This is a genomic window from Treponema rectale, from assembly GCF_014202035.1.
Taxonomy (GTDB): domain Bacteria; phylum Spirochaetota; class Spirochaetia; order Treponematales; family Treponemataceae; genus Treponema_D; species Treponema_D rectale.
This window is the reverse complement of sequence record NZ_JACHFR010000002.1, coordinates 944,736-971,667: the sequence shown is the minus strand read 5'-3', so window position 1 is coordinate 971,667 and position 26,932 is coordinate 944,736. Positions and strand designations below refer to the sequence as shown.

The following is a 26,932-nucleotide window of genomic DNA, read 5'->3' as shown; positions in this document are numbered from 1 at the left end:
GCTGTTTTTTTCGAAATATTTTTATAAAATCCGCTGCTTTCACTGCCTGTACGCAGATAAAAATGCTTTCAGACCATAAAACCGGCTGCCGAAGTTTTACCCCTATTCAGCCATTAACGGAACACTTTTCAAAAAAACGATGCTGCAGTAAAATATTCATCTATGAAAAATAAAGTTTATGTAATCGGACACAAAAACCCTGATACCGACAGTGTCGTTGCTGCCGTTGCCTATGCAAAACTGAGAAACCTTCTTGGACATGATGAATACATCGCCTGCAGGGCCGGACATTTAAATCCTCAGACTTCATATATATTCCAGAAATTTAATATTCAGCGTCCTCAGTATATCCCGAATCTTATTCCAAAAGTTGAATACTACATGCCTGAAGAGTTTGAAACTGTAAACGAAAATGTTTCTGTATGGGAAGCAATCGGAAGAATGGAAAAAACCGGCTTAAGAGTTCTTCCAGTTGTAGACGGAGAAGGAAAATATCTTTCACTCCTGCACTATTCAGGATTCGCACAGAGTGTTTTACGCATAATGAATCCGGAAAAACGCAACAAGATTTCTACAAGCATTTCACTTATTCAGAAAACACTGAATGCACAGCCTATAATACTGAACCATGACGCCGACAAAACCTTCAAAGCTTTCATTCTTGTCGGTTCATCATCAGAAAAAACCTTCATAGAAAGGCTCGAAAGTCATTCCAGCGAGGATCTTGTAGTAATCGTAAGTGACCGTGAAGACATTCAGAAACTTTGTATTGAACACAAAGTAAAACTTATGATTCTTACCAGCGGATTTGCCCTTAACAAGGAACTTCGCGAGCTCGCAGAAAAAAACGGAGTATCGGTAATCATAAGCCCGTATACAACTACCCCGACCGCCATGCTCATAGCATACTCTACACCGGTTGCAGCCGTTGCAGACAAAGAAATTCTTCCGGTACACATAAATGATACGACTGCAAAAATTCAGGATATTCTCAAACATTCCCAGTGCAAATATCTGCCGGTCGTAGATGAAAACAACAAGGTCATCGGTATTATTTCTGAACACGATCTTTTAAAAGAACCAAACATTAGCGTAGTAATGGTTGACCACAATGAACTCAGCCAGGCTGTAGAAGACATTGACCACTATAAAATTTTAGGCGTAATAGACCATCACCGTCTCGGAACCTTATCTACAAAATATCCTATTACTTTCATAAACAAACCGGTAGGTTCTACAGCAACTCTTATTACCCAGCTTTACCGCGAATACAGAGTGCCTATTCCAAAGGAAATTGCTGCTCTGCTTCTCTGCGGAATTTTAAGTGATACCCTTGTACTTCAGAGTGCTACAGTTACGGATCTTGATGTAGAAACCGCTGATTACTTAAGCGACATTACAAATCTTGACGTAAAGGAACTTGGTAATGAAATCCTCCTTGCCGGAAGCCACGTTTCTGGCCGTGCTGCAGATGAAATAATACGTCAGGACATGAAGGAATATACGGAAGGCAAAGCTGTTTATACCGTAAGCCAGATTGAAGTCGGAAACCCTAAAGAAATTCTTGACCGTAAGGAAGACTTCCTTGCTGAACTTGAAATTGAACGCCGCAGTCATAAGGGACTTTTCAGCTGCCTTCTTGTTACGGACATAACCACATTAAGCAGTGTTCTTCTTATTGAATCAGACAAAAACTTTTTGCCGTTCATAACCTTCCCGAAACAGGAAGAGAATGTCTATTACCTGCAGGGAGTCGTCAGCCGTAAAAAGCAGCTGGTTCCGCTTATAACGGAACAGGTATTGAATTATCTGAAATAGTTTTACAAAACTAAAAAGCTTTTCCGTTTTTTACAGACATAATGCCGTTAAAACGGAAAAGTTTTTTCTCATCACTTCTTTTTAGTCAGTTTTATTATCGTAAAAGAATAAGGCTTTACCGTATAAGTAAAATCCGGAGACTTTATGACTGCCGGTGAATTTTCCGGACATACGGCACGGGAATTTTCAAAAGAATTTTCTGAATCAAATCTTCCGCTTAAAGTTATAATTTGTGCATCAGGATTTAACATGTCCGCACCATTAAGTACTACACTGCATTTTTCTTTTCTGTTTCCTGTATTGACAATCTTAATGATTACTTCGTCTTCAGTTTCTCCCACATGAGCAAAAATCTTTTTATATTCTTCACGATCTGTAAACTCATGAAGCAGTTCTCCGTCAAGATAGCATCGATACGTATCACCCCTGACTTCAATTTTTATTTTATATTCACGGTCACGTTCAACTGTTATATTCTTTGAATCTCCAATTACAGTTCTTGAGGGAGCCGTTCCTTTCTGAACGCAGCTCTGAGTATTTCCCCACCCTCCGATATTCCACCAGTAAAAATTTTCTTTACTGACACCAAACATTATGAGAAAACCTTCATTACCTCTGATTTTTCTTGCTGTCACTTCAAAATCATAATTTTCAGAAGGCTTTATAAGTTTTTCAAAAGTAAGGCGCATGTTATCACCTTCATCACTCTGAATCAGAGAATTATTTTTTATACTCCAGGAACCGCTCCTGACATTAAGTTTTTTCATATTCATTTTTTCAGAGGAACTGTCATAGAGAATTTTATTTTCTGACATGTCAGTAACTTTAATATTTGAATATTCTGCCTGAGTCTGCCAGGTTGCAAGCCCGACACTGCCCTTCATTTTATGAGAATCAACAATCGTTTTATTATTTTCTACAGCTGTCCTTATGGAAAAATCTGTCTTGTTGTTCATAAACATAGACTGCACATAATATGACGGCGTCCCGTAAACAAATTCATCATTAAACCAGACTGCATCAGGAATCCACTGTACATGATTTTCCCGTGCAAAGAGAGGTGCATAGGAAGCAAGTTCAATTACATCCCCGTTCCTTTCAATTCCCGTCATATAGGCTGCTTCAGTCAGTGCTGCAAAAAGATTTCCGCGGCGTCCCTCAACCCATGAAGCATATTCTCCTATAAATACTTTCGGAAAACTTTTTTCTGTTTTATAAAACTCTCTGTCATCGTATCTGTTTGAATTCATTAGAAACCATGCAGACGGATTGTAATAATGCTCATCAACTAAATCTACAGTATTTTTATATAAAGCACTGCCTTCCCATTCATTAACTTTATTCCAGGCATTATGAAAATTTACATCATCATAAGTATAGCCGGAAGAAATAACTGTCTTAATCTCAGGATATTTTTCCTTTATTTTTGATGCAATGTAACTGTATCTGTAAAAATAATCTTCTCCGCAGTCTTCATTTCCGATTCCAATATAGTTAAGTTCAAAAGGTTCCGGATGTCCTGCTTCTGCACGAATCTTTCCCCATTCAGAATCTCTGCTTCCTGTTGCCCATTCAATAAGGTCAAGGGCATCCTGAGCCAGCTGCATAAGTTCATCTGAATTACAGGTATGTCCATAATGAGAAACACCCGCTCTTAAAACCGGAAGAGGCTGACTGCCGATATCTTCACAGAGCCTGAAATATTCATAAAATCCAAGTCCGTAACTCTGCTGATAACCCCAGTAATTAGCCTTCTCTTTTCTTTCTTCGACCGGACCAACGGTATCTTTCCAGTTGAAACTGTTTTCAAGATTATAACCGTGAACAATGCAACCACCAGGGAATCTGACAAATCCAGGTTTCATTTGTTTAAGCATCAATACAAGGTTTTCTTTCAAACCATTTTCTTCATCATTATAGATATCAGATGCAAACAGTGAAACAAAATCAACATCAACAGTTCCATCTGAAGAAGAAACCGTCACCAGAAGTTCTGCTTCTTCACAGGATTTTTCAGGAATAACTTCTGCATGATATTTTTTCCATTCTGATGAAATTTCAAATTCAGTTTTAAAAAGTTTCCGTAATGTTTTCCTGTTACGCAGTTCTATCTGAACTTTATCTACAGATGAATCCGGGCTGCGAAGATAAAGGCTGAGGGGATATATTTTTCCGGCTTTTACATTAATTCCGTCATAACCTGAATTTGAAATTCCATCTCCGGACTGGCGTACGTTTAATCTTAAAAACACAGTATTATTTTTATTAAGAGGACTTTCCATACATTCAGTTATTCTGGAACAAAAGACTTCATTCTCAGAAGAAACCGGATTCCAGTATTCCATAAAAGATTTTCCGCTTTTTGAAAATTCAAAGGAGCGGTTCTGAATAAGTTCTCCGTAAAGGCCCCCGTCTGCTGCATAGTTTATGTCTTCATAAAAAATACCGAACAGATATGGACTTACAGGTGTCTTCGTTTCTGTAAAATCTGCTGTAATTTTTGTCTGTGCCACAGCTACAACTGCTGCACATAATGCTGATAATGCCGCAAGAATCTTTTTCATCTCTTTCACTCCTCTACATGCATGCTTTTTCAAGAATATGTGCAAATTTTTCAAGACCTGCTTTATCTTCATCTGTAAAACGTCCTGTTAACGGACTGTCTATATCAAGCACAGCGCATACCTTTTTATCTTTATCATGAAGGGGAATGACTATTTCTGAATTAGAAGCTGAATCACAGGCAATGTGTCCTTTAAACTGATGGACATCTTTTACAAGCTGAGTTTTATTTTTTTCAGCTGCCGTACCGCACACTCCTTTTCCTAGTGGAATCCTTATACAGGCAGGCTTTCCCTGAAAAGGTCCTAAAAGCAAATAACCGTCTTCCATTGTATAAAAGCCGGCCCAGTTTATATCCGGAAGTTCCTGCCATAAAAGTGCCGCAGCATTTGCCATATTTGGTACAGGATGTCTTTCATTCAAAGTAAGGGAAGAAAGCATTGAGCATAAAAGTTCATAATCTGCTGCCATTTTTATATCCTATTTTTATTCTGTATTTTCAGAATCATTGTATAAAAATCATGCTGTCTGTGTACAGAAGAAGTAAAAAAAAATAAGAAAAATATCTTACGGAACAATTTTCTGTAATTTTGAATAAAATAATTATAGTTGATATAAAAATTCAGCCTTTTAATTATTCCATAAAGTTTACTTGCAAAAGCTTTATAAGGAGGAATTAAATGAAAGTAAACGCAAAAAAAATTGCAGTTCTGCTGAGTACTGCAGCCTTACTGGCTCTGAGTTCATGTTCTCAAAACGTATCTGTCGTACAGGAAAATGAACCGGAGGAAACTTCTGCAAGATCTGTTCAAACCTGGAGTCTCTGGGACGGACTTGATTACCACAACACCGGTGTTTTCGGAAAAGCTGACTGGACAAACGGAGGAATGTTCAACTGCGGATGGAAAAGCGATCATATCTGGTTCAACAACGGTAAGATGACGATTAAGCTGGATAATACACCAAGTTACGGAAAACCATATTCCAGCGGAGAATACAGAACTCACAATACATTCAGCTACGGCACATTTGAAACAAACATGATGGCTGCAAAAGGCGACGGACTTGTAACTTCCTTCTTCCTGTACACCGGAAATCCATGGGATGAAATTGATGTAGAAATTCTCGGAAAAGACACTACAAAAGTTCAGCTCAACTATTATGTTGACGGTGTTGCCAATAATGAAAAAATAATCAACCTCGGATTTGATGCAAGCAAAGGTTATCACAAATATGCCATCGAATACGGTAACGGATATATAAACTGGTACATTGACGGAAAATGGGTATATGGTGTAAACAACAGAGGTTTCAATGCTCCATATGGAAAGAAAATGCCGTCCCATCCAATGCAGATAATGGTAAATCTATGGCCTGGAACTGGAGTAGACAGCTGGCTTAATCACTTCTGGTACTCAGGTCCAAAATATGCTTACTATGATTACATCAAATACACACCGAAATAAGTAAGAAAAAAAATGTTCACCAGAAAAATGAATCATCATTCACAATTCCGGTGAACATCTTATAATTGTACTGTGACCATAAAACCACGCCTAATACATATCTGCAGCAGAGTACTCATCATATTTTTATTTTATAATCTTTAAGTCCGTTGCCCGTCCGTTTTTGTCTTTTGATTTACCGGCATTCAAGTCCGGTTCCTTTACAACAAGAAAATCAACTTTCATGCCTTTCTCAAGTTTTTCTTTTTTACATTCCGGATTAATCTCATTTCTGTAAAAGAAATAATCTCCTTTTTTATCATCTGCAGAAATAATACAGTAACAGCCTATTCTTCTTTTTATAACTCCTGTTTTTCTCTGAGAATTCCGATTCTCAATTTTTTCAACAAAAAAAGTTCTTTGATTTTTACCATCGTCTGAAATTTTGAATTTATCTTCAAACGACATTAAAAATTCCCGTGCGGATTTTTTACCATAATCCTTAACTGTAAAATCAGGCTTCAGCCTTAAAATCGATTCCCACATTTGAGACAGCAGAACAGTATTTGTATCTTTATAAAATGGAGTAGAATCAAATGCTTTTTCAAGAAACTTCTCAACTGCAAAACCTTCAAGATCATTTGAATCTTTTGTACTTTCTGATTCCAGTAATATATCATCATCAATTTCTTCCAGATCCTGAAAATATGTAAACTCATTGCAGGAGTTTATCCAGATTGGACTGCACTTCCCTTTTTCACCAATTCCTATAACCCGTTTCCCAAGTTCCCTCAAACGAAGGCTCAAAGAATAATATCCATTATCAGAAGCAATTAATGCAAAAATATCTATATCTTCATGTTTTATAGCCAATTCGATGGCATCCATCATTACAGCTTTATCTACCGCCTGTTCCTGATTATGATGAAACTGCTGAATTGCTGTAATCGGCGTTTTTGTAATCTGTGTCTGCCAGGATTTAGTATTTGTTATTGACCAGTCTGCATATGCCCTTTGAAAAAGAATATCACCTTTCGTAGACAAAAAAGCAATTATCTCCGGTACTGTTTTTGCAGGAACATTTTCTGCGTCAAAAAAAACTGCAATCTTACTCAAATTAATCTCCTTAAAAAATAATGCAGGTACTCAGTCAGCACATGGTTGTACGACTGTTTTAATTCCAATATGAATTATATGCCTTTTCATATTCCTCATCTTCTACATAGATCCCCATCTTTATCAAATTATCCATACTTTTATTTATAAAATCCCTGCTGTCAATTTTTTTTATTAAGTCCGAACTGAATGGAAACATGAGGGCATAATATGAAGGTAAATAAAACAAGCCGGGATTAAACTTTTCCTGTGTAAGAATTTCATAGAAAACTTTCTGATTTATAGAAGGAATAAAAATAAACTCATATCCTTTAATATTTAACGTAAGCTTATCTTCTTCAATTTTTATGATTTTATATACATCAGTTATTATTTCACTTTCAGAGTCTTCATCTGCATAACGGCTTTTTACTGTTATTGTTTTATTCTTTAATGAAACCGAGTATTCTCCAAATCCACCCAGACCTGATTCTAATAAATTGACACTATATGAATTATTTAAGTTGAATTGATAATAGGATCTGTTTCCGGTTCCAGTTACCCAGGAAAATCTGCACAGATATCTTTTTAAATCATTATCTGTCCAGCTTTCTGTTGAAAAAGGTTCTGCTTTATCCGTCAAGTATCCGCCGAAAACCCATCCATATACATTTTCATCTGCCTGCACTGTTTCAATGGGAAGAAGGATTTTTATCCAGTTTGATTTTATACCGTCAATTGTAATTTCTTTTCCAACAGAAATAATTTTTACTCTCATTCTGTCATAAAGAACTCCAGTTCTATCACCTGATAAATCAGGTTTATTTCTTATCCGCAATCCTTCAGGTGATTTTACATATAAATAATCAATCTTTTTGTTGCTGCTGAAATATTGTGAATCTAAAGAAAAAAAATAACCTGAACATAAAATTAAAGCTAATAATATAAAATACTTTTTCATTTTTCCTTCCTTTTTTTTATATTTCAGCAACCATACATCATTTACATTAATTCTTTCTAATGCAAAGTTTACTAATCTAAATTTTTAATGTCTATGGACGTAGTCTTATTTTCAATTACCTTATGATTCAAATCCACGACATCATAATTAATTAACAGCTTTCCATTATCTTTAGTTGCCTCTTTTATTTCCAGAACTTCATTTTTCTTATGATATATTCCAGGAGTATCCTCATAATATTCTTCTGTCTTTTTTATGAATCTCTGATCTTTTTCTTTGAAAATGTAAAAGAACTGATCTTTTTCATAATTCTGTGAGAATGATAATTGTATGATAAAAGATGAATCATCCACATCAAAAGTTTTTATATCACAGACACCGGTATTTTCTTCCCAGAAAGCAGAACCAAAAGTTTCCGGATCACCATGGAAGAAAATTTTATAATAGTTATCATTATCTTTAAGATAAATACGCTGAGCGCTTACAGCAATTTCATGACCGCCAATTTGTTTTAACTCCTGAACTTCCTCAGGAAAATACTGCTTAAGTGCATAAGGAGATACTTTCTTTTGAACATACTTGTATAAATTCATGTCAAAAAAGAGATGACTCCGCCAGTTGTACGGCATAGTATCAATTATTATTTCATTAAATTCTTTACCGTAATTAAAGATAATATTTTCCGTAAGAATATCTAATTCAGGACCGCCGTCAGTTTGAACAGGATAATTTAAAATTAATACATACTTTTCATCTTTCTTTTCAAAACCAATAAGATCATCAGAATTAAAACCGTTCAAGATAAAAAGATAATCTGTAATCTTATTATTGTTTATATCAGCGCAGACAAGAGGATTATCTAAATCAAGAAAATCATAGCAGACAACAGGATTTTCAACCTGCCCGATGTGCCCGATCCGGCAGTTATCAAGGAAGCTTTTATTACCATGTAAATCTGTAACATAAATCTCACATTTGTAATAATCTGAATCTTTACCAGACTGCAATTCTTTTACATAAATTGAGATAATAAAATCCTGAGTTTTTAAAAGTTCTGTTTCCTGCTCCATGGCAAGTTCGACATTTTCAGGAAGTTCTATATTTTCAACAGCTTTTAACGGAAGGATTTCTTCAACGGAAGTTTCTTTTGTCTGTTCAGAATTTTCTGTCACGTCATCCATTAAAACTTTTCGTTCACTATTATTATCACCAGCTTTCGACGATTGTTTACTGCATCCGGCAAACACGACAAAACTAATCAAAATCAGATTTAATATTTTTTTCATTTTTTTTCTGACTCCCCAGTATGTGTATCCATATAAACTATGTTAATTACTACAATCAAACCACAACCAGCCGGATTGTCCTGACTGATTTTCTGCCGCTATCCAGAACCCTGATTTTGTATCTTCAAAATAAAGATTCTCCATATCTGGAAAAATTGTTTTTTCTTCCGGCGTGACGGATAAGATTATTTCTGAATCAAAACTGTGATTCTTGTAAAGCGGCATTTCTTGTTTTAGATGAAATCTTTTTTCGGAATTATAGCTCACATAATCATTTATATATTCTTTTGTTTTACTTTTGATATATTTATCATTGTTGACTTCCCGGCTGAATTCTTTATAGTCAGTTATATCATAGCGAACAACAGATTTTAGGTGAACCGTATCACTTGAATTTAATTCAGATGATACATAGAGATATTTCCTGTTTTTTTCAACTCGGGGAAAAATATGAAGATTCCACGCCCAGTTTGGCCCATCATACATAGATGTAAATAAACTCAGAGTTTTATAAATGATTTTTTCATTTTCAAGAAAATAATATGTAACATTTGTTTCACCTGCAGTTCTGTCTGTAACTTTAAAAAAATCACAATAAAGGCATTTTACCTTTTCATCAGAAAAAATTTCGCAGGTATTTAATGGGGTCAGATATGCACCATAAACCCATCCAACCATGGACTTCTCATTTACACTGGGAATGATTTTTATTTTAACCCAATTATCTCTGTACTCGACTGATTCCATATCAGGCAATACATCAGAAATAACCTGAAGATCCCCTTCCTGCAAAAATTCTACTGCGGTCTTTTCTTCAAGAATCGTCAGAACGTTTGAATCAAGCCCTGGATTTTCTCTAAGTTTGAGACGGTCTGTCGTACAAAAGTATTTATTATTTTCATACTTTTCACTGGCATAAATACTGCTGAGCACAAAGCTCAAAAACAAAAGTAAAAGTTTCTTTTTCATTTTCTCTCCAAACGGTACCCATATGGCAATGTTTTTATTTCTTGTCTTATAAAAACTTAAAATCTAAATTCAATTATTTCAGAATCAGCTTTTCGAGGCCGCTGTTTTGGTTTTTCATCAGGATATCCAAGGGCAATAGCACATACAAGTTGACAATCTGTATTTAAAAATTCTGTAAGCTCTGTATACGAAAAAAATGTATTCGCAATCCAAAGACTTCCAATACCAAGTTGTTTTGCTCTGAGCAGCATATTTTCTACAGAAGCACCAATCGACAAAGTGTCACAAATTTCTGTTATTCTTGAATCTGAATCGATGCTCTTAAATGGAGAAATTGCATTCGTGTTCAGAACAATTATAATAACAGGAGCATTTTTCATTATCCTTAATGTATTTTTTGCATCAGCAATTCCGTTTTGTGATTTTGGCAGTAATGGACTTTTTTCTTCACGGAGAATTCCTTTTTCCATACAGTCAACAAGTTTATCTTTTTCAGTTTCTGAAAAAACAATAAATTTCCACGGCTGTCTGTTTTTTGCAGACGGAGCTGCTTTTCCAGCTTCTAAAATTTTTGTAAGAATCCTTTTTGATACAGGTTTATTCGTAAACTTTCTGATACTTCTTCTTTTAAATATCGCAGACAATTTTTATCTCCATAAGTGGCGCAGTGCGCAGCGGGTTTGTCGACGTCAAACTTTTGTTGTGCAGATTTTTTACATATTATAAAAGCAATTTCATTTATACGACACTCTTTATTTTACGGTACGGAACAGTCTTGTATATTATAACCGGCATTTCACTCATATCATAAATAATCATCAGCTTTTTTCTGATGTTCTTCCATAATTGGATTCCAATAGTCGTGATATTGCTGTTCGTAACCCGTGCCTTCTGGCGACAATCCATATTTTATAAAATTCTGAATATCCGAGTCTTGTATTTCGTTGAACCGTTTTTTTTGATAAACATAAAACTCAAAATAGTTCCTGAATTGTTTATTATCATAGTAATTTCCGCTGTGCCATTGAAAATCATCGGTTTCGTAAAGTTCGCGTCGGGTAAAAAGTTCCGGAAAATCTGCGGGAACATAGTAAAACAAATCTAACGCACTTGATTCTTTTGTTCTGACGTGCAGATTATCACTGAATTCCAAGGTGTAGGTCTGGTTGTAAATCTCGCTGTCGGGCGGTTGCTGAATTGAGTGAGAGCGGATTTGTGTGTCAGAAATATTGCTGATTTTGATTCTATTGCCGCTTAAAATCTGATAGTTGAAAGTCCATGTTTTGGAAGAGGACATACTTTTTCCTATTATTTCCGCCCTGCCGTTTTCATAAAAATTTACCGATCCCCAGTTGTCATACCAAACCAGCATCTGCCATTCCCTTGACATGAGATAATTCTTTACAGCTGCACTGTCCCAATTCGAGCTGTCAAACTCAGGCTGTTCTTTTACCAGATACCCGCCGAACACCCAGCCGTATTCAGGCTCTTCTCTTTTCCACTCGTAACGTGGAATCAGAATCTCTACCCACGGAGCAGTAATTCCATCAATCATTTCTATTCGCCCTATTGCCACAACTTTGACAGGAATCCTGTGCACAAGTCCGCAAAGTCTGTTTGATTTGAGGGAAGGCTCATTCCGAACTCGCAAGCCTTCCCTGGAATTCACATACATTGTATCGACAACTTTTCCATTTTCATAAAACCGATTTTTATCGGCAAATGCTGAAGTGAGCAAAATTACAAAAGTAAATAATATACAAATAATTTTTTTCATTTTTACCCCGCAACTCATCTTGTCCAGCTGTCAGTCACATTCAAAATCAAATATCATTTTCTGTGACAACTTATACATCAATCATCTACATCTTCAGTAAAGTTTTACTTATAATCATTCACATCAAATTTTCTGTCTTTGTAATAATAATCTCTATCTGCTTCTGTAATTTTGCGAAGAACTTTACAAGGATTTCCAACAGCAATAACGTTATCCGGAATGTCTTCAGATACCACGCTTCCAGCACCAATAACAACATTGTTGCCTATAGTCACGCCAGGCAGAATGCAACAATTTCCACCAATCCAGACATTATCACCAATTGTTACGGCTTCGCCATATTCATACCCGGAATTCCGTGAATCAGGATGAATTGGATGACCTGCTGTATAAATAGATACATTCGGTGCAATCTGAGCGTTATTCCCAATTTTTACTTTTCCCACGTCGAGTACAATAAAATTGTAATTTGCAAAAAAATTCTCGCCAACTTCAATATTATACCCATAATCACAATGAAAGGGTGCTTCTATATTTATGTACTTCCCTGTTTTACCAAGAATTTCTTTTAGAAGTTTTATTTTTTCATCTGATTTTTCAGGATCCAGATTGTTGAACCTAAAGATTCTCTTTTTGTTTTCCAGCCGCTCCTGACTTAAACCATCCATCCAGGCCTTGTACGGCAACCCCGCCAGCATTCGTTCTTTTTGATTCATATAAATTTTAATACCTCTTTTTTTTATATCATCTTCCGCTTTTAGTAAGTTATAAAAAAATAAGTACCACAGTACCGGGCGTCCACATAATCTTTGATATGTGTTTTTTCTAAAACTCCATTAAACTTCCTTTGCCGAAAGTCCATTCTGGTGTTTCCAATATATTATCCTCAATATAATACCAGGGACTAATAGATTCATAGCTTTTTAGAATATGAAACTCTTGAGATGGCATATAACTTTGCCCAAGTAACATTATTTTTTTTCCTGTTTTTTTATTTATAGCAACATCAAGTACTAATACAACATGTCCAGGACTTCCACCATAAATAAAAAAATCACCTGGAACAATATTCTCTATTGATTTCTTTTTTGATTCTTTTGATAACGAATAAGTACCAGCATATGAATAAATAAATTTTAAATATTCATCAAAGACATCACGTGTATTTCCTGTTTTGTATCCAGACTTCCAGGCAGTATCATTTCCAGTGACAATAACTCTTTCACCATTGATATATCTTTCAAACGGAATAAGCATTCCATTAGTAATATGAAATTTAATTTCTGAAAATCTTTTTTGTGTATATAAATATTCAGCCCGTAATTTTATTACGGCATCTGCGCATTGAATAAGATCAACTGACAAAAGCGGAAAATCAAAAACAGAAATATGTACTTGATTTCTTTTTTCCTGCCCATTGTATAGTAAGACAGGAGAGCCGTATTTTTTTAAGGGATAAGTCCGTAAAAAATTGATAAAAGAATTTTTATCAGCATAAACTCTCTCAACCCTCTCAGGAAGAGAAAACCTTTCAACTATATTATTTCCATTCTTATTAATTTCTTGAGAAAATATAATGAATGGAAATAACAGCAAAAATACAAAAATAATATTTTTTTTCATTCTAATCCTCAGCGTCTCAAGCAGCAGGCGTCCACATAACAACTGGTTGTACCGCAGGCAGCTTGACTTGCTTTATGAAATATACATTATATTTCAAATTCAAGCTGTATTTGAAATTCTTTATCTTCCATACCTTCCATATTTAAATAGTAACTTACATCAAATTGATATTTTCTTGTTCCGATTTGTTTTATATCTGTAACAAATGTTCCAGAAACATAAATATCTTTTTGCTCTAATTCTTTAATCAGATTAATTGTTTTTAATTGAGTTCCATTTGAAAAATCATAAAAAACTATATCGTTTTCACAATAATTAAAAGATGCACCGATTAAAATGTTATCTGGTTCAGACTCGAACGGAAAATATGCCTGTATTGTTTTTTCAACGGCAAGCGTATTGTAGTTGCGATATTCAAATCTGGTTCCGCCGCCTGTTGTTCTCCAGATATAAATAAGGTAATTATTTGTCCATCGAACTCCAGAACAGGCCATTCCAGGTTCGCATTCAGCAATGATTGAATTTGTTTTTAAATCATATAATGTAATTAAATATGCTCTTGCTTTATCTGGACGATGCCAGACAAGCATTTTTGTATTGTCGGGTGAAACGTATAAACCATCAATTCGTTCCCAGTTTGCAAAATTTGTAATTTGATTATTGTTATCATAATATATCTGTTTATTATATGACGGTCCTTTGATTTTATATTTTAATTCTTTTGAAAAAAGAAAAGAAACTGAAAAGATTAATATAAAGATTAAAAATACTTTCTTCATTTTTTCCTTCCCAGAGAGCAGTCCTGTGTACCTGTCGTCATTACAACATTTTAAGCCGCAGGCAACTTGGCTGCCTGTCGGCTTACGAACCTTTGTTATGTGATTATTTACTAAACGCAACTTCCAGATGTTTCTTTTCTTTTACACAATCCAGCAGATAATAATTGATTATATTCTGATACGGCATACCTGTTTCTTCTGCCATATTCTTAAAATAATCAATTACCTGATCGTCAAGGCGAATTGTTATTTGTTTCTTGAGTCTGTCTGCATAAGGATTTTTGATTCCTTTTGAAAAATCGTAATTGTCTCTCATGTCATTTTCCTCCATATTGTGCGGCTTCAAAAATATTCGCTCTTCGGGCCGAAATAATTCTAATTCTGTCATTTTCTCTGTAACAATGGCAGACAACCAGCATATGTAACTCGGAACTAAGGCCAAGCATGATAAATCTGTCTTCATCCATACTTGAATGATCCGGATCTGCAATTAAGATTGCGTTTTCATCATAAAAAACACTTTTCGCCTCCTCAAAAGTTACTTTGTGTTTTGTATAATTCAACTCAGCTTTTACAGGATCCCATTCAAAGATTATTTCGTCCATAATTATATTATAATTATACAATACTTCTTTTGTCAAATAAAAAGGCGGACTTGACCCGCTGTCAGCTACGAACCTTTGTTATGTGTTATTTTTATTTTGCTAATTCAGTTTTATGTGTATCTGTATAACACCCATCTTCTGATTTTTGATCTTTTATTGTATAGAACAAACATAAATAATATTTTGCACGTTCTCTATATTGAGTTATTCGACCTGAAGAAAAACTACCAATAAAATCTTCTCTTCCAACTGCATTTAAATTTACTTTATCAAATACTAATTCATAACTTAAATCTAGAGATTCATCCCATTTTTTCTGATTTTCTCTTATCATATCTTCAGATTCTGGAATAACAGAAATTAATCTTTCCATTTCTAGATACATTTGTTTTTTCCAAAGTCCTATATATTTCCCTATTACGACCTTCCATTCATAATTCGTTATCCAATTTTGCATATCAATTTCATATTGTTTGTCTATTTGATTGTCATTTGGAAAAAAAACATTATTTATTACTTGCGAAAAACAAGGAAAATAAATTAATACCAATAAAACAAATATAATTGATTTCTTCATATTTTTAAAACCTCGCGCCCCAGTGCAGGCGTCCACATAACAACTGCTTAAACGGTGGCGCGACTTGACCGCGTGTCGGCTACGAACCTTTGTTAGGCGATTATTTATTCCTCATTTTTCTGAATCAAACCTTTCAGAATTGCTTCATTTTCAAACAATTTAATATAATTGTTTTTTTCTTCATCTGTAAGATTATTTGTTTCTATACAATAACCTCCCCAGATCCATGCAGCTCTTGGAAAACTTTCTTCTCCGCCGCCTGTATATATATGATACCATGGTGCTTCAATATTTTCTATTTTATCTTTTTTAACTGTTACGGCATCTGTAAAACAGATATAACCTTTTAGTAAAAGATTTATTTCTGATTCTATAGGATAATACTTTTCAGAATTTGGATATGCATAAGGCCATTGATATTCTGCAAATAATTCTTTTTCAATTGAAGATGGTCTTACTCTTAATTTCATGTTTTCGGTTGATAAAATCTTTTTATTTATTTTTATAACTTCAAAGCTATCTAATTCATAAACTTGACCTTCTTCTGATTTATGTTCTTTTGAAGGAAATTTATTATTTGAATTTTCTAAGCATGTTGTATACTTAAAATCTTTATAATCCGGATTATATGAAATGTAAGTGTCTTCTTTATTTGGGAAAACAAGATTTATTTCTTCTATTTTTTCAAATTCTCCAACTGGACCACAGTAAAAATTTTCTGAATAGGGAAGAACTATTTTATTATTTTCTATTTTTACAATTCCTTCATAAATAACACTCATATTGCGTATAACAAATTTTCCGTTTTCGTTGATTTTTAGAAAAGCATAATCAGGATTTGTTATAACCCATGTCCCTATAAATTCTTCAGGAACTACGATTTCCTGACTTATAGCAAAAGTATTATTACTGTTTTCATTTACATTAAATTCATTATTTTTCTTTGTACAACTTACAAAAATTAAAAGCAGAAGAATATACAAAACTTTTTTCATTCTTTCTCCATAAGCGCCCCAGTGCGGGCGTCCGTATAACAACTGCTTAAACGGTGGCGGGCTTGACCCGACATTCGCTTTGAAGCTTTGTTATGTGATTTTACTTAATTAATTATCAGAAATAAGCCAGCCATCATCTGTAAGAATATCAAACTCTGCAATACAAGTATCATTGTATTTTGTGCCAGGATAAATTTCAGTTGATTTTATTTCTAAATAACAACAGTTCTCTATATCCAGTTCTATAAATTGTAAATCCCTTGTCTGTTTTAACGACCATGTTCCTATAAATACAGGTTCTACATCCTGTAAAGTTTGTGCATATATACTAATAACCTTCACCTGGTTATTTGCTTTATAAAGATTTTCACTTTTTGCGAATCCATTAATAATCTTAAAACCTTTTATATTGATTGAATCATTTATATCAATTATAAAACTGATATTATCATCTTCAGAATTCTCAACAAATGAAGTTTCAGGATTTAAATCAAGCATTTTATCTATTGAATATTCGAACAATTTTTTTTCAATCAAATAATTATATGAATAAAAAGACACAAACTTTTTTGCAAATCTTTCTTCATCAGCAACATACAGATCTGAATTATCACTTAGAAAACGATGCTCAGCATCCTTAATATCATGTTTTTTAAAAATATTACAAGTTAAAGATGTAAGCCGAATTTCACTTCCTTTTTCAAATCCAAATAAAATTAGAGTATGACTATAAGAAGATTTCGACATAAAATCAAAAGTTGAAAAACCTTTGAGTCCAAGGAATGATCCCAAAGGATAATCATAATGTCTTACGCAATAAGCATCATCAACAATTTTTATTAGCCCTTTTTCAGAGGTATAAATTGCCTGAATATGTTTTTTAGGATTATCATTGATATACCAGGGCCTTTTGGACATATTCAGAATACTAACAGGAACAATATCGTCAGCTTCATAAAAAGCGCGAACCAGATATTCATTGTCTTTTTTCTGAATTACAATTCCAGTTAATTTGCAAGTAAATTCAGGATATTCTTTAGACTCGACCTGATCTGAAATAAATTCTTTTTCCACTCCAAGTTTTTTTGCAGCATCAAAAAGAAGCTGGGGTGGTATCATCCTGCATTCGCCTGTTACATAAGTAAACTTAAAAGAATTGTTCAATGGCTCCGGCCAGTTCTGCGGCGCAGGTGTAGTTTTTAAGCTGTCATAATCAAGAATACCAGATAGAAATTCCTTGTCGGCATAAGCAATCGGCTCTTTTGAATTTACATTGCCACCAGCTTTGTTTTGTGCGTAAAGAGCACATAAAATAACTGAAAGTAAAAGTGTTGAAATTATCTTTTTCATTTTTAAATTTCCTTATGCGCCCCAGTGCGGGCGTCCACATAACAACTGCTTAAACGGTTTTGTGGCTTGACCCGCTGTCGGCTACGAACCTTTGTTATACCGTTTCTTATTCTAACCAAGCGTTTATAAATTGCTTAGTAATCATCCTTTTACCATATTCTGTAGTTGACGGATATGCATCACCAAAATCTAAACATTTTCCAGAAGCATCAAATACTTTTCTGCCTTTTACCATTAAATTGATATTTCTGGAAATCCCATTTTCATTTATTTCCATTATTACAATATAATTTTCATCTGAATTATATACATCTTTGGATATTAGTCGGACTTTTATTCCGCTCTTCATTTCTATCCAGATATTTAATAAAATATTTTCCAAACTGACTCCATTTATTTACAAGATTTAGATTTTTCAATAAAACCGACTATATTTTCCATAAAGATTTTTTCCCGCCTGAAATAGTCTTCTTCTGAATCTGTTTTTTGATTGCAGGCTTTTGAGATTACTTCTGCATAATTTTCTGGAAGTTGTTGCAAGCTGTGGGAATAATAAATTGCCCTGTCTTCTGCCGGAGAATAAAATCCATTCAGATAAAACAAGGCCCGTATTCCTGCTCTTATTGCTGTGTTCAAATTCTCATGTAATTGGATGAATGCGTCTCGGCGATACCAGCGGTCTTTTTTGTAATCTGAAATAAGATAATGAATGTACCCAAGCGAACCAGTCAGATTATTTTCTAAATCCTCTTTTACAAACTGATTGATTTTTACAAGTTCATTTTTATAGGAATTATTCGGGTCGTATAAAATCTGGGATTCCAATACAGAAAATTTTCTCGGCTCTTCAAACTTAGAAAACATGTCTGTATCAATAAAATCAGTGAACAAAATCTCAAACCATATACCATCAAATTTTATACAATGAAAAGGAATTTCCGGCTCTTGATTAGCCCCAAAAATATCTTCTGCTGTAATACTGCTGCCGTTTTTACGCATAACGATTAAATCGACCATACCATTGTATTCGCCGTTTTCTTTTTTCTGCGAAAAATAATCACCTCGGGAAACACTTCCAGAAAGAAGAATTGTTTCAATTTCTGATTTATCTATTGAATTTATGAAAGTGGAGGTTTTATCTTTCATTTTCTGTATAAAATCTTTTTGTTGTTCAATAATTACTTCTTTAGTTTTCATACTTTTTCCTGTTTCCAGCCCAGTGGGCTGTGCGTATAACAATTGCTTAAACCGCAAACCGGCTTGACCGGTTTGTCGGCTACGAACCTTTGTTATGTGATTTTTATCCAAGAACTGCTTTTCGTAAAATATTATTTATTCTTGATTGATAGCCTTTTCCTGTTGCTTTTAATGCAGCAAGAACATCATTATCTATTCTGAGACTTACTGCAGTTTTCTTTACAGAAACTTTATAAATATCGTTTCCTTTTGGATGCACTTCGTACCATGGTTTGAATTGTTTTAACTGCTCATCTGTTTGTTCCGGGCAATCTTCTGTAGCAATTGGACGAGCATTTGCTATGATTTTTTTATCGTTTTCTGTAAGTGGATTTTTCAATAAATCATCTAATGTCATAGTTTTCATAGTATTCTTTCTCCTCTTTAGGCGTTGCTCTACGTGCAGAAATTATTCTTATGTTGTCATCTCCACGTTCTGTGTAAACTACAAACAAGACTCTTTCTACAAGACCAATTACATTATAACGTTCTTCTTTGTCAGAATGGTTATCGTCAATTTTCTCAATACGCTTTGAGTCCAGAAAGACCCTGGCTGCATATGAAAAAGTGATTCCATCGTGAGCTTGAATGTTATGCCTTTCTTTTTCTTCATCCCACTCAAATGTCATTTTCTAACTCTGTGTATATTATAATTTGTATATACAAAAATTGTCAATAAAAAATACAAATGTTCATATCATTCCACTTATCAGCAAGCTTGACTTGTTGATAAAAAATCATTTAAAGAGATTATAAATCTTATATATGAAATATCCTATTAATATAATTGGATAAGAAACTAACCCCAGAATAAATCTGAAATTCCAAAAATCGATTTTAACTTCTTCTTTATTTTTTAGAATTTCTACTATGAATGGAATATAAATAAAACCTAAAAAAAGTAATAATAAAGGAAATTCAAAGTTTTCAGGAATTTTATGTCTGAGAATTAATTCAGTAGTTATTACTCCTAGTAAACCTAAAAACATAAAAAATAATCGAAGTATTTTCATTTTTCTACTAAAGCGCCCCAGTGCGGGCGTCCACATAACAATGAGTTAAACCGCAGGCGGCTTGACTGCCTGTCGGCTTTGAACTTCTTGTTAGGTTATTTTTTACTTTTATCAGAATATTCCTTACACTTTTCTTCAAGTAATTTAAAGTCGTTACATCTTTTTGCAAGCGGAGTCGAGTTACCATTTTTCATTTTATATTCATAAAGTGATTTTGCATTTTTTAGAATTCTTTCTGTAAGTGAAGTGATAATACGATATTCTGCAGAAAGCAAAGCCTTATAAGACGGATTTGATTCTTTTGAAATATCTACATAAATGCACTGAGACTTTGGAACTGGAAACATATTGTTTAGATTTATAACAGCGTAATTTCCAACTTTAAGGAAATCCATATTATTTTTCATTTTTTTGTGTTTCTCTTTGAAAGAAGAAAGAGGTGCAAAATAATCTAATCCATTTACTGTCAAAATAATTCCGATATATTTTCGCTCATTTTCTTGATTTTCTTTTTTGTTATGAAACAAATGTGGAGCAAAGGGAACAAGATGATCAATGTATGAGTTTTCTATTTCATAAATTTTCAAGTTTTCCATATTTTCTCCATAAAAAAAAAGGCAAGCTCTAGGCCTGCCTTGTTAAGTTTCGCGCATAAAGGCCGCGATATGCCTCGTGTAAATTCCTTATTAAGGTCAAGGGAAACCTCTTATAACTTGCTCTTTAGAGGAGAGCGAGCCTCACTAATAAAATTTATAACACGGGAAGCCTTTCTTGTCAATAAACAAAAAAGGCTTCCCGCCTGCCTAAATGAAACAACAAGATTTCTTATTTAGTGTATGTAAACTCAGCAACATTGCTCCATACACTTTCTCTGACATTGTTTGCGTCACTTGTCACTTTAAGCCAGAAATAATACTTTTTTCCATTGACAGGTACTAAATATGGCCCACTGTATAACTCACTGGAAGAAAAGTTTACGGTTCGTGTATTTGCTCCGGATTCAACAGTGGCATAATTAATGTTGTCATCATAAATTGCCTGTGAAGAATCATTTGTTGTCGAATATCCAAGTACTGCTTTAGTTGCTCCATCAATACCTGTTTTGCCGCTATAGTTGAATGTAATGTTGACAGCACAGGTAGTTGTATTATCTGTGATAGAATTGATAACCAAATTTGTTGGTGCATCAAGTTTTGATATGGAATTCCCGTCATCTTCATTTGTTGAATTTTTGCATCCAGTAAATGCACATGACAGAACAAATGCGGCAAGAATTGCCACGATTTTAAGATTTTTTTTCATAAAATCCTCCAACGATTTTATTTTTGATTTTTTGGGCGAAGTCGAGTGTAACAAGACTTCGCCCAAAGGACTCTTTCAAGTCCTTTGGGTAGTGTACACTACCCAAATTTTTAGAAAAAAAATTTGTTGGATGATTTACCTTATCGACGACAAGTGGCGCAGTGCGCCATCAACCTAACAACTGGTTGTACCGCAGGCAGCTTGACTGCCTGTCGGCTACGAACCTTTGTTATGTGATTTTACATCTGCATTAAAGCAGAGTAGTCTATCTTATGTTCTCTTGCATAAGCAATAAAATCTTTTTCTTCTTTTGTTACTCGGATTTGAAACTTAAGAGGTAAAGCAAACTTTTGTTTTCTTCCGGCATTTTCTCGAGCTCCACCATGACCGAATTTTTTCTCATAAGAAGCAAGACCAGATACTTTCATGTACTCTTTTTCAGAGATAATTTTTTCATCAGGAGAAACTTCTGATTCTAACTTCTTGAAAACGTAGCCTTCTGAATCTTTTACAAAAACATAATCCATATCAGACCTCCTTTAATCGTTTCTTTGCTAGTTTTATTATTTTCTTTGGCGTTTTTTGCGATTTTTTTACAAATACAACACCAATCACAATAATTTTCCCGGCTTTATATTTGAAAAGCGAACGAAGCTCATTGGATTTAATCTCAAAAATATCTTTTTGTATTGGTTTTACCCGAACAAATTCGATACCTTAAGTTTCAATCTTTGTGTATTCATCACTTAGCAGTTTCTGCTAAGATTCTTCTAAATCCTTTATTTCAGCTTCTGCTTGTGGTAATTTTTCTACAGTGAACTTCATAATTATAATATAAAGCTGCATCTTGAATATGTCAACATTTTCAAGATGCAGCAGTTAAGGTGATTATTATAACTCTTTAATCAAATGATACTTTTTATATCCTATAGGAATATTATTTAGTTCACTGATTATTTTATATCCATTTTTTTTATAAAATTCTGGTGCTTGCCAGGACATTGTATCTACATGTACAGAATGACAACCTCTTTTTTTAGCTTCTTCTTCAGCTGCCTCTAGCAAATGTGATCCGATTCTTTTTTTTCTGAAATTATTATCTACCCAAAGAATGTCTATGTGCATCCATCCCCAATATGTTCCACCGAGAATGCCGCCAATTATATTTTTGTTCTCATCATATTCAACGATATTTAGAAGTTCATGATTATCGGGGCCAACTTTTTCATCATTGAATTTATTTAGTGCATTGTTTATAAAAGTTATTTCTTTTTCAGTTGGATTATAATTCATTTTTTCTACTTGCGCCCTAGTGCGGGTGTCCACATAACCTTTGTTATGTGATTTTTTATATCAAATTAGCATAATCTCTTTTTGCATAGAAGATACGCATTATTGAAAGTATTTTTTCTACATCATCAATCAAGTATAATGCAACAAAATTCTTGTAGAAAAGAAAACGATGATACCCTTCATTCTGCAATACAGAATTATTACTCAGAGGATACATGTACGGATTTTCAGAAATATTTTCTTTTTCATGCAGAAAATCTACAAGAAGATTATCTGCAGCTTTTTGATTTTTTAGCGTATCTGAAATGTAATCTACAATTTCCGACAAATCTTCTTCTGCTTTTTCCATGATTCGAACATTATAAGTCATGTTTTTCTCTGATTCTGGAAATTGCATCTTCAACGGAAGAGTATCTACCGTTTCTCATATCATCTTTAGCTTCTTCAAGTTTGCCGTATACATTTGCAAGAAAAAGACTTTTTTCATATGTTTCCATACTCATAAGTACCATGTCACCATAACCATTTTTTGTTACAAAAATAGGCTCTTCATCTTCATGGCAAAGTGTAGATATTGCTGTTGTATTCTTCAAATCCCTTATTGGAACAATTCGTGGCATTTTATCCTCCTTGTGGGATTATTTTACCACAGCTTATATTGTTTTGTCTATAAAAAGATGGGCTTATCCCGCCGTACTAAAAATAATCTGTATAACCAATACTTATTCCAATTGAAAAACTGTTTTCTCTTTTTTCAATTTTTTTTAATACTTCATTTTCTTTGGTAGAATTATATATATACATAAATGGATAATAATTTAAATTAAGGCCAATACTGAATCCGGAGTTAAAAAAATAATTAATTTTTGTTCCTAACCCTACATATGCTTGTCCAAAAGTGGTTTCTTTATCAGTTTTTTCATCTGAAGTTCCTCCAAGAAAAAAGCCAAATGATAATCCAGGCGAAACAATAAAACCGTTTTCTTTTCCTAAAAGTAAAAGAAAGGAAGGGCCAAGTAAAGAGCCAAATCCTAAATCCAGCGTTTCCTCACTATGGGAAAAAAGAATGTTTCCATCAAAATGAAATCCAATTTTTTTATTTTCATTAAATATGTTGAAATCTAAAAATATGCTTGGTTTTGGAATTATTAAACCAGTTTCATCAATAACTTCTTCATCACAATTAAATCCTAAATCAATGTTAGCTCCAATTGTAAAATAATTTTGTGCTGATAAAGAAGAATAAAGAAAGATTAAAAGCAACAAATATATAATATAGGTCTTTTTCATATTCTTTCTCCAAATGCGCCCCAGTGCGGGCGTCCACGTAACATAAATTCTCCATATAGCTGTATAATCTTTATTCTGCAAAAAAACTGCAGTGTAAAATATAACAACCTACACAGAATACCACGAATTCTAAACCAAAACAACATTTTACAACTATCCGTGTAAGCCCACGAGCCCCAGTTATTTCTCCCTATCCGTGTAACCCCAGCGGTATCCCACATATCCACCCCCGAGCATACACAGTTTATAAACCCACCCCAGCGATCATTTCTACATACAAGCATCAACAATCCTGTCCGAAGCCCAAATGATTCTACATGCGGTCAAGGGGACTTATAATTCCGGAAGGGCCTTTATTCAACACATGGGTATAAATCATTGTCGTACTTACGTCAGAGTGTCCGAGAAGTTCCTGTACAGTCCGGATATCATAACCGTTTTCTAAGAGGTGAGTTGCAAAACTATGTCTGAAAGTGTGACAGCTGGCATTTTTATTGATCCCGGAAGCAAGAACAGCATTTTTAACAGCCCGTTGCATAAGGGATTCATCAAGATGATAACGCCCCTGCTCTCCTGTAACTGGATTAATCCATCGGTTTTTCTGCGGAAAAAGCCACTGCCATTTAAGGTCACGAGAGCCGTCAGGATATTTAAGCGACATGGATTCCGGAAGTTTTACACAACCCCATCCGGAGGCCAGATCTTCGTCATGAAGTTTTCTGACTTTTATAATCTGCTGTTTAAGAGGTTCTATCAGTTTTTGAGGCAGCATTACGATACGGTCTTTATCGCCCTTTCCTCTTCGTATGGTAATTTGATTCAGGCCGAAATCAATATCAAGTATGCGCAAAGCTAAGGCTTCTCCAAGACGCATTCCGGTTCCATACATCAGTTCTGCGGCAAGACGCTTTCCTCCTGTAAGGTTTGAGATAACCGCATTTACTTCACTTCTGCTGAAAACCACAGGAAGCCTTACAGGCTTTTTTGCACGGACAGCAGGATTTTTTTCTTCCGGCTCAATTCCCAGTACAAATCTAAAATAAAAGAGAAGAGCTGCAAGCGCCTGGTTTTGGGTAGAAGCACTGACTCTCTTTTTTACGGCAAGAAAAGTTAAAAAATTGTTTATACAGTTTTCTTCCCCGATATTCGAAAATTCAGAATTCAAAAACATCTTTACCCATCTTAAGTACCGTTCCTGAGTTCTTATACTGTAATGCCTGGCCTTAAGCAGGGAATGCATTTTTTCAAGTTTCGTTTTTACTTCCTGCCCTTCTGGAGCAGCTGAAGTTTCCTTTTTTGATCCGGTGTTTTCAAGATTAAACAATCCTGTTTCATAGAGAGCTTCCAGAAAGATGTTCAGATTTTCCTGACAGTCATTAAAAATCCAGATACGTTTTTCCTGATTCCATTTTCTGCCGGGAACAGTCCTAACTGCATTCAGCACTTTGTTGTCAAATCTTCCGGAAAAACTTACGGAAACCTGAGGTTCTTTTCCTGAATTCTCGTCCAATGCTTTTATCGTTACATTCATTCCAACAATATACCAATAAAAAAGCTGCAGGAAGAAATATTATTGCCATCAAAACCAAAAATTTAAATATGATAAATTTCTTCTATATAATAGGAGTATTTCAAAATTATTCTATCAGGCTGAATAACCGTCTTGAATTCAAAAATGCGTTTCGCTAGAATGGTAGCAGCTTATAAAGCTCTGAAAACCTTTTCATAAATAGGGAGAGTGTCATGAATTCATTGACTTCAACAACCTACAATCCGGATGATCTTATTCCGGAATTTGTAAAACTTTACGGCGGAAAAGCAGAAGACGTAAGGATTTATTCATCACCGGCAAGAATCAACATTATCGGTGAACATATTGACTACAACGGAGGAAAGGTTTTTCCTGCTGCAATTAATAAATATCTCTATGTTGCAATCCGCAAGCGTCAGGATTCAAAAGTTATCTATAATGATGTTCGCTTCCCTGGAACTTTTGAATTTGATATAAACGACAATTTTGTTTTTGACAAAAAAAATGACTATGCAAACTATCTGAACGGAATTCTTTCTCAGCTTAAAGCTGCCGGTCATAAATTTGACTGCGGTTTTGAAATCCTTATGGTTTCAAACGTTCCTGCAGGCGGCGGTATTTCTTCCTCTTCTGCTCTGGAATGCGGATTTGCCTATGCCGTTTCTGAAACTTTCGGCTTCAATATTGACCGCGTGACAATTGCAAAACTCGGTCAGATGAGTGAACACAATTTTATGGGCGTTAACTGCGGAATCATGGATCAGTTCATCATAGCAACCGGCAAAAAGAACACTGCAGAAATGCTTGACTGTGCTACTCTTGATTATGAATATGCCCCTCTCGAACTGGGAGACTACCGCTTTGTTGTAATGAATACAAATAAAGTTCGCCGTCTTGCAGATTCAAAATACAATGAACGCCGCTCACAGTGCGAGGAAGCACTTAAACTTCTTCAGGACAGCGGATGTTCCATCAAGGCTCTGTGTGAACTTACTCCTGCAAAATGGGAAGAAGTAAAAGGGGCTGTAAAAGATGAAGTTCTTCTTAAAAGAGCAAAGCACTGTGTTTACGAAAACCAGAGGGTTCTGGATGCAGTTGCTGCCCTTAAGGCAGGAGATCTTGTAAAACTCGGCGCTCTTCTTAACGCAAGCCACAAATCCCTTAAGGAAGATTATGAAGTTACCGGTATCGAGCTTGATACTCTTGCAGAAACTTCCCAGAAACAGGACGGATGTCTCGGAGCCCGCATGACAGGTGCAGGTTTCGGCGGCTGTGCAATCGCTCTTGTTCATAAAGACAAAGTTGATTCATTCATCGAAAACGTTCAGAAAGAGTACACAAAAGTTGTCGGATACGCAGCAGGATTCTTTGCCTGTGAATCCGGTGACGGTGTTGCTCTTTACAAATAAGGACTAACTTGTCTGA

The 26,932-nt window shown here is 34.6% G+C and carries 32 protein-coding genes; 3 read left to right on the top strand and 29 right to left on the bottom strand.

All coding sequences use genetic code 11. From position 1 onward, the window contains the following. The first annotated feature begins 162 nt into the window (after positions 1 to 162). Positions 163 to 1,818 (top strand): putative manganese-dependent inorganic diphosphatase, encoded by a 1,656-nt coding sequence (locus HNP77_RS08690; protein ID WP_184652776.1) that lies wholly within the window; start codon positions 163 to 165, stop codon positions 1,816 to 1,818. Positions 1,819 to 1,889: 71 nt separating this feature from the next. Here HNP77_RS08690 and HNP77_RS08685 read toward each other — a convergent pair whose 3' ends face one another. Both HNP77_RS08685 and HNP77_RS08680 read right to left on the bottom strand, forming a co-directional pair. After that, positions 1,890 to 4,382: an alpha-L-arabinofuranosidase C-terminal domain-containing protein gene (locus HNP77_RS08685; RefSeq protein ID WP_184652775.1), complete on the bottom strand. Its 2,493-nt coding sequence runs from the start codon at positions 4,380 to 4,382 to the stop codon at positions 1,890 to 1,892. Between the two features lie 13 nt (positions 4,383 to 4,395). Further along, a complete protein-coding gene (locus tag HNP77_RS08680; protein ID WP_184652774.1) occupies positions 4,396 to 4,851 on the bottom strand; it encodes a GAF domain-containing protein in 456 nt (151 codons plus the stop codon). A gap of 209 nt (positions 4,852 to 5,060) precedes the next feature. Between HNP77_RS08680 and HNP77_RS08675 the strand changes: the two genes are divergently transcribed. Beyond that, positions 5,061 to 5,846: a family 16 glycosylhydrolase gene (locus tag HNP77_RS08675; protein WP_184652773.1), complete on the top strand. Its 786-nt coding sequence runs from the start codon at positions 5,061 to 5,063 to the stop codon at positions 5,844 to 5,846. Between the two features lie 126 nt (positions 5,847 to 5,972). Here HNP77_RS08675 and HNP77_RS08670 read toward each other — a convergent pair whose 3' ends face one another. From HNP77_RS08670 to HNP77_RS08540, 27 genes are all read right to left on the bottom strand, one after another. Then, complete coding sequence (locus HNP77_RS08670) at positions 5,973 to 6,941, bottom strand: NYN domain-containing protein (RefSeq protein ID WP_184652772.1); 969 nt, start codon at positions 6,939 to 6,941, stop codon at positions 5,973 to 5,975. Between the two features lie 58 nt (positions 6,942 to 6,999). After that, positions 7,000 to 7,881: an SH3 domain-containing protein gene (locus tag HNP77_RS08665; protein ID WP_184652771.1), complete on the bottom strand. Its 882-nt coding sequence runs from the start codon at positions 7,879 to 7,881 to the stop codon at positions 7,000 to 7,002. Between the two features lie 71 nt (positions 7,882 to 7,952). Beyond that, the gene (locus HNP77_RS08660; RefSeq protein WP_184652770.1) at positions 7,953 to 9,167 is read right to left on the bottom strand and encodes a hypothetical protein; all 1,215 of its coding nucleotides are present in this window, start codon (positions 9,165 to 9,167) and stop codon (positions 7,953 to 7,955) included. A gap of 42 nt (positions 9,168 to 9,209) precedes the next feature. After that, positions 9,210 to 10,136 carry an SH3 domain-containing protein gene (locus HNP77_RS08655; RefSeq protein ID WP_184652769.1) on the bottom strand — a complete coding sequence of 309 codons (927 nt, stop codon included), beginning with the start codon at positions 10,134 to 10,136 and terminating at the stop codon, positions 9,210 to 9,212. Positions 10,137 to 10,192: 56 nt separating this feature from the next. Then, positions 10,193 to 10,780: a nitroreductase family protein gene (locus HNP77_RS08650; protein ID WP_184652768.1), complete on the bottom strand. Its 588-nt coding sequence runs from the start codon at positions 10,778 to 10,780 to the stop codon at positions 10,193 to 10,195. Positions 10,781 to 10,941: 161 nt separating this feature from the next. Beyond that, positions 10,942 to 11,913 carry an SH3 domain-containing protein gene (locus HNP77_RS08645; protein WP_184652767.1) on the bottom strand — a complete coding sequence of 324 codons (972 nt, stop codon included), beginning with the start codon at positions 11,911 to 11,913 and terminating at the stop codon, positions 10,942 to 10,944. 104 nt (positions 11,914 to 12,017) lie between these two features. Continuing rightward, positions 12,018 to 12,629, bottom strand: coding sequence for a sugar O-acetyltransferase (locus HNP77_RS08640; protein WP_184652766.1), 612 nt, complete (start codon positions 12,627 to 12,629; stop codon positions 12,018 to 12,020). 109 nt (positions 12,630 to 12,738) lie between these two features. After that, the gene (locus HNP77_RS08635; protein WP_184652765.1) at positions 12,739 to 13,536 is read right to left on the bottom strand and encodes a DUF4846 domain-containing protein; all 798 of its coding nucleotides are present in this window, start codon (positions 13,534 to 13,536) and stop codon (positions 12,739 to 12,741) included. An 86-nt stretch (positions 13,537 to 13,622) separates the two neighbouring features. Further along, positions 13,623 to 14,315: a hypothetical protein gene (locus tag HNP77_RS08630; protein ID WP_184652764.1), complete on the bottom strand. Its 693-nt coding sequence runs from the start codon at positions 14,313 to 14,315 to the stop codon at positions 13,623 to 13,625. A 103-nt stretch (positions 14,316 to 14,418) separates the two neighbouring features. Then, positions 14,419 to 14,631, bottom strand: a complete 213-nt coding sequence (locus HNP77_RS08625) for a BrnA antitoxin family protein (RefSeq protein ID WP_184652763.1) — start codon at positions 14,629 to 14,631, stop codon at positions 14,419 to 14,421. Position 14,632: 1 nt separating this feature from the next. After that, positions 14,633 to 14,920 carry a BrnT family toxin gene (locus HNP77_RS08620; RefSeq protein ID WP_184652762.1) on the bottom strand — a complete coding sequence of 96 codons (288 nt, stop codon included), beginning with the start codon at positions 14,918 to 14,920 and terminating at the stop codon, positions 14,633 to 14,635. A gap of 91 nt (positions 14,921 to 15,011) precedes the next feature. Beyond that, positions 15,012 to 15,497, bottom strand: coding sequence for a hypothetical protein (locus tag HNP77_RS12385; protein ID WP_246428885.1), 486 nt, complete (start codon positions 15,495 to 15,497; stop codon positions 15,012 to 15,014). Between the two features lie 104 nt (positions 15,498 to 15,601). After that, a complete protein-coding gene (locus HNP77_RS08610; protein WP_184652761.1) occupies positions 15,602 to 16,492 on the bottom strand; it encodes a hypothetical protein in 891 nt (296 codons plus the stop codon). Positions 16,493 to 16,600: 108 nt separating this feature from the next. After that, complete coding sequence (locus tag HNP77_RS08605) at positions 16,601 to 17,842, bottom strand: NADase-type glycan-binding domain-containing protein (protein ID WP_184652760.1); 1,242 nt, start codon at positions 17,840 to 17,842, stop codon at positions 16,601 to 16,603. Positions 17,843 to 17,948: 106 nt separating this feature from the next. After that, entirely contained in the window at positions 17,949 to 18,224 is a 276-nt protein-coding gene (locus HNP77_RS08600) for a hypothetical protein (protein WP_184652759.1), read from the bottom strand. Positions 18,225 to 18,235: 11 nt separating this feature from the next. Beyond that, complete coding sequence (locus tag HNP77_RS08595; RefSeq protein ID WP_184652758.1) at positions 18,236 to 19,150, bottom strand: hypothetical protein; 915 nt, start codon at positions 19,148 to 19,150, stop codon at positions 18,236 to 18,238. Next, the gene (locus tag HNP77_RS08590; RefSeq protein WP_184652757.1) at positions 19,143 to 19,445 is read right to left on the bottom strand and encodes a BrnA antitoxin family protein; all 303 of its coding nucleotides are present in this window, start codon (positions 19,443 to 19,445) and stop codon (positions 19,143 to 19,145) included. Before HNP77_RS08590 ends, HNP77_RS08595 begins: the two co-directional genes overlap by 8 nt. After that, positions 19,423 to 19,707, bottom strand: coding sequence for a BrnT family toxin (locus HNP77_RS08585; protein WP_184652756.1), 285 nt, complete (start codon positions 19,705 to 19,707; stop codon positions 19,423 to 19,425). The genes HNP77_RS08590 and HNP77_RS08585 overlap by 23 nt, the downstream gene beginning before the upstream one ends. A gap of 479 nt (positions 19,708 to 20,186) precedes the next feature. Next, positions 20,187 to 20,687, bottom strand: a complete 501-nt coding sequence (locus HNP77_RS08580; RefSeq protein WP_184652755.1) for a type III toxin-antitoxin system ToxN/AbiQ family toxin — start codon at positions 20,685 to 20,687, stop codon at positions 20,187 to 20,189. Between the two features lie 229 nt (positions 20,688 to 20,916). After that, a complete protein-coding gene (locus tag HNP77_RS08575; RefSeq protein ID WP_184652754.1) occupies positions 20,917 to 21,393 on the bottom strand; it encodes a hypothetical protein in 477 nt (158 codons plus the stop codon). Between the two features lie 239 nt (positions 21,394 to 21,632). Further along, complete coding sequence (locus HNP77_RS08570) at positions 21,633 to 21,920, bottom strand: hypothetical protein (protein WP_184652753.1); 288 nt, start codon at positions 21,918 to 21,920, stop codon at positions 21,633 to 21,635. Position 21,921: 1 nt separating this feature from the next. After that, the gene (locus HNP77_RS12530) at positions 21,922 to 22,083 is read right to left on the bottom strand and encodes a type II toxin-antitoxin system RelE/ParE family toxin (protein WP_425506741.1); all 162 of its coding nucleotides are present in this window, start codon (positions 22,081 to 22,083) and stop codon (positions 21,922 to 21,924) included. A gap of 201 nt (positions 22,084 to 22,284) precedes the next feature. Further along, entirely contained in the window at positions 22,285 to 22,686 is a 402-nt protein-coding gene (locus HNP77_RS08560; RefSeq protein WP_184652752.1) for a GNAT family N-acetyltransferase, read from the bottom strand. Positions 22,687 to 22,741: 55 nt separating this feature from the next. Then, on the bottom strand, positions 22,742 to 23,035 hold the full coding sequence (locus HNP77_RS08555) for a type II toxin-antitoxin system RelE/ParE family toxin (RefSeq protein WP_246428884.1): 294 nt from the start codon (positions 23,033 to 23,035) through the stop codon (positions 22,742 to 22,744). 10 nt (positions 23,036 to 23,045) lie between these two features. Further along, positions 23,046 to 23,306: a type II toxin-antitoxin system Phd/YefM family antitoxin gene (locus HNP77_RS08550; protein WP_184652750.1), complete on the bottom strand. Its 261-nt coding sequence runs from the start codon at positions 23,304 to 23,306 to the stop codon at positions 23,046 to 23,048. 76 nt (positions 23,307 to 23,382) lie between these two features. Continuing rightward, positions 23,383 to 23,976 carry a hypothetical protein gene (locus HNP77_RS08545; protein WP_184652749.1) on the bottom strand — a complete coding sequence of 198 codons (594 nt, stop codon included), beginning with the start codon at positions 23,974 to 23,976 and terminating at the stop codon, positions 23,383 to 23,385. A gap of 313 nt (positions 23,977 to 24,289) precedes the next feature. Then, entirely contained in the window at positions 24,290 to 25,507 is a 1,218-nt protein-coding gene (locus HNP77_RS08540; RefSeq protein WP_184652748.1) for an integron integrase, read from the bottom strand. 212 nt (positions 25,508 to 25,719) lie between these two features. Between HNP77_RS08540 and HNP77_RS08535 the strand changes: the two genes are divergently transcribed. Next, the gene (locus tag HNP77_RS08535) at positions 25,720 to 26,916 is read left to right on the top strand and encodes a galactokinase (RefSeq protein WP_184652747.1); all 1,197 of its coding nucleotides are present in this window, start codon (positions 25,720 to 25,722) and stop codon (positions 26,914 to 26,916) included. Positions 26,917 to 26,932 lie beyond the last annotated feature (16 nt).

Coding starts and splice junctions, on each gene's coding strand:
- HNP77_RS08690 (WP_184652776.1), top strand. CDS start 163: ATGAAAAATAAAGTTTATGTAATCGGACACAAAAACCCTGATACCGAC.
- HNP77_RS08685 (WP_184652775.1), bottom strand. CDS start 4,382: ATGAAAAAGATTCTTGCGGCATTATCAGCATTATGTGCAGCAGTTGTA.
- HNP77_RS08680 (WP_184652774.1), bottom strand. CDS start 4,851: ATGGCAGCAGATTATGAACTTTTATGCTCAATGCTTTCTTCCCTTACT.
- HNP77_RS08675 (WP_184652773.1), top strand. CDS start 5,061: ATGAAAGTAAACGCAAAAAAAATTGCAGTTCTGCTGAGTACTGCAGCC.
- HNP77_RS08665 (WP_184652771.1), bottom strand. CDS start 7,881: ATGAAAAAGTATTTTATATTATTAGCTTTAATTTTATGTTCAGGTTAT.
- HNP77_RS08660 (WP_184652770.1), bottom strand. CDS start 9,167: ATGAAAAAAATATTAAATCTGATTTTGATTAGTTTTGTCGTGTTTGCC.
- HNP77_RS08655 (WP_184652769.1), bottom strand. CDS start 10,136: ATGAAAAAGAAACTTTTACTTTTGTTTTTGAGCTTTGTGCTCAGCAGT.
- HNP77_RS08645 (WP_184652767.1), bottom strand. CDS start 11,913: ATGAAAAAAATTATTTGTATATTATTTACTTTTGTAATTTTGCTCACT.
- HNP77_RS08640 (WP_184652766.1), bottom strand. CDS start 12,629: ATGAATCAAAAAGAACGAATGCTGGCGGGGTTGCCGTACAAGGCCTGG.
- HNP77_RS08635 (WP_184652765.1), bottom strand. CDS start 13,536: ATGAAAAAAAATATTATTTTTGTATTTTTGCTGTTATTTCCATTCATT.
- HNP77_RS08630 (WP_184652764.1), bottom strand. CDS start 14,315: ATGAAGAAAGTATTTTTAATCTTTATATTAATCTTTTCAGTTTCTTTT.
- HNP77_RS08625 (WP_184652763.1), bottom strand. CDS start 14,631: ATGAGAGACAATTACGATTTTTCAAAAGGAATCAAAAATCCTTATGCA.
- HNP77_RS08620 (WP_184652762.1), bottom strand. CDS start 14,920: ATGGACGAAATAATCTTTGAATGGGATCCTGTAAAAGCTGAGTTGAAT.
- HNP77_RS12385 (WP_246428885.1), bottom strand. CDS start 15,497: ATGAAGAAATCAATTATATTTGTTTTATTGGTATTAATTTATTTTCCT.
- HNP77_RS08610 (WP_184652761.1), bottom strand. CDS start 16,492: ATGAAAAAAGTTTTGTATATTCTTCTGCTTTTAATTTTTGTAAGTTGT.
- HNP77_RS08605 (WP_184652760.1), bottom strand. CDS start 17,842: ATGAAAAAGATAATTTCAACACTTTTACTTTCAGTTATTTTATGTGCT.
- HNP77_RS08590 (WP_184652757.1), bottom strand. CDS start 19,445: ATGAAAACTATGACATTAGATGATTTATTGAAAAATCCACTTACAGAA.
- HNP77_RS08585 (WP_184652756.1), bottom strand. CDS start 19,707: ATGACATTTGAGTGGGATGAAGAAAAAGAAAGGCATAACATTCAAGCT.
- HNP77_RS08580 (WP_184652755.1), bottom strand. CDS start 20,687: ATGGAAAACTTGAAAATTTATGAAATAGAAAACTCATACATTGATCAT.
- HNP77_RS08575 (WP_184652754.1), bottom strand. CDS start 21,393: ATGAAAAAAAATCTTAAAATCGTGGCAATTCTTGCCGCATTTGTTCTG.
- HNP77_RS08570 (WP_184652753.1), bottom strand. CDS start 21,920: ATGGATTATGTTTTTGTAAAAGATTCAGAAGGCTACGTTTTCAAGAAG.
- HNP77_RS08560 (WP_184652752.1), bottom strand. CDS start 22,686: ATGAATTATAATCCAACTGAAAAAGAAATAACTTTTATAAACAATGCA.
- HNP77_RS08555 (WP_246428884.1), bottom strand. CDS start 23,035: ATGGAAAAAGCAGAAGAAGATTTGTCGGAAATTGTAGATTACATTTCA.
- HNP77_RS08550 (WP_184652750.1), bottom strand. CDS start 23,306: ATGCCACGAATTGTTCCAATAAGGGATTTGAAGAATACAACAGCAATA.
- HNP77_RS08545 (WP_184652749.1), bottom strand. CDS start 23,976: ATGAAAAAGACCTATATTATATATTTGTTGCTTTTAATCTTTCTTTAT.
- HNP77_RS08540 (WP_184652748.1), bottom strand. CDS start 25,507: ATGAATGTAACGATAAAAGCATTGGACGAGAATTCAGGAAAAGAACCT.
- HNP77_RS08535 (WP_184652747.1), top strand. CDS start 25,720: ATGAATTCATTGACTTCAACAACCTACAATCCGGATGATCTTATTCCG.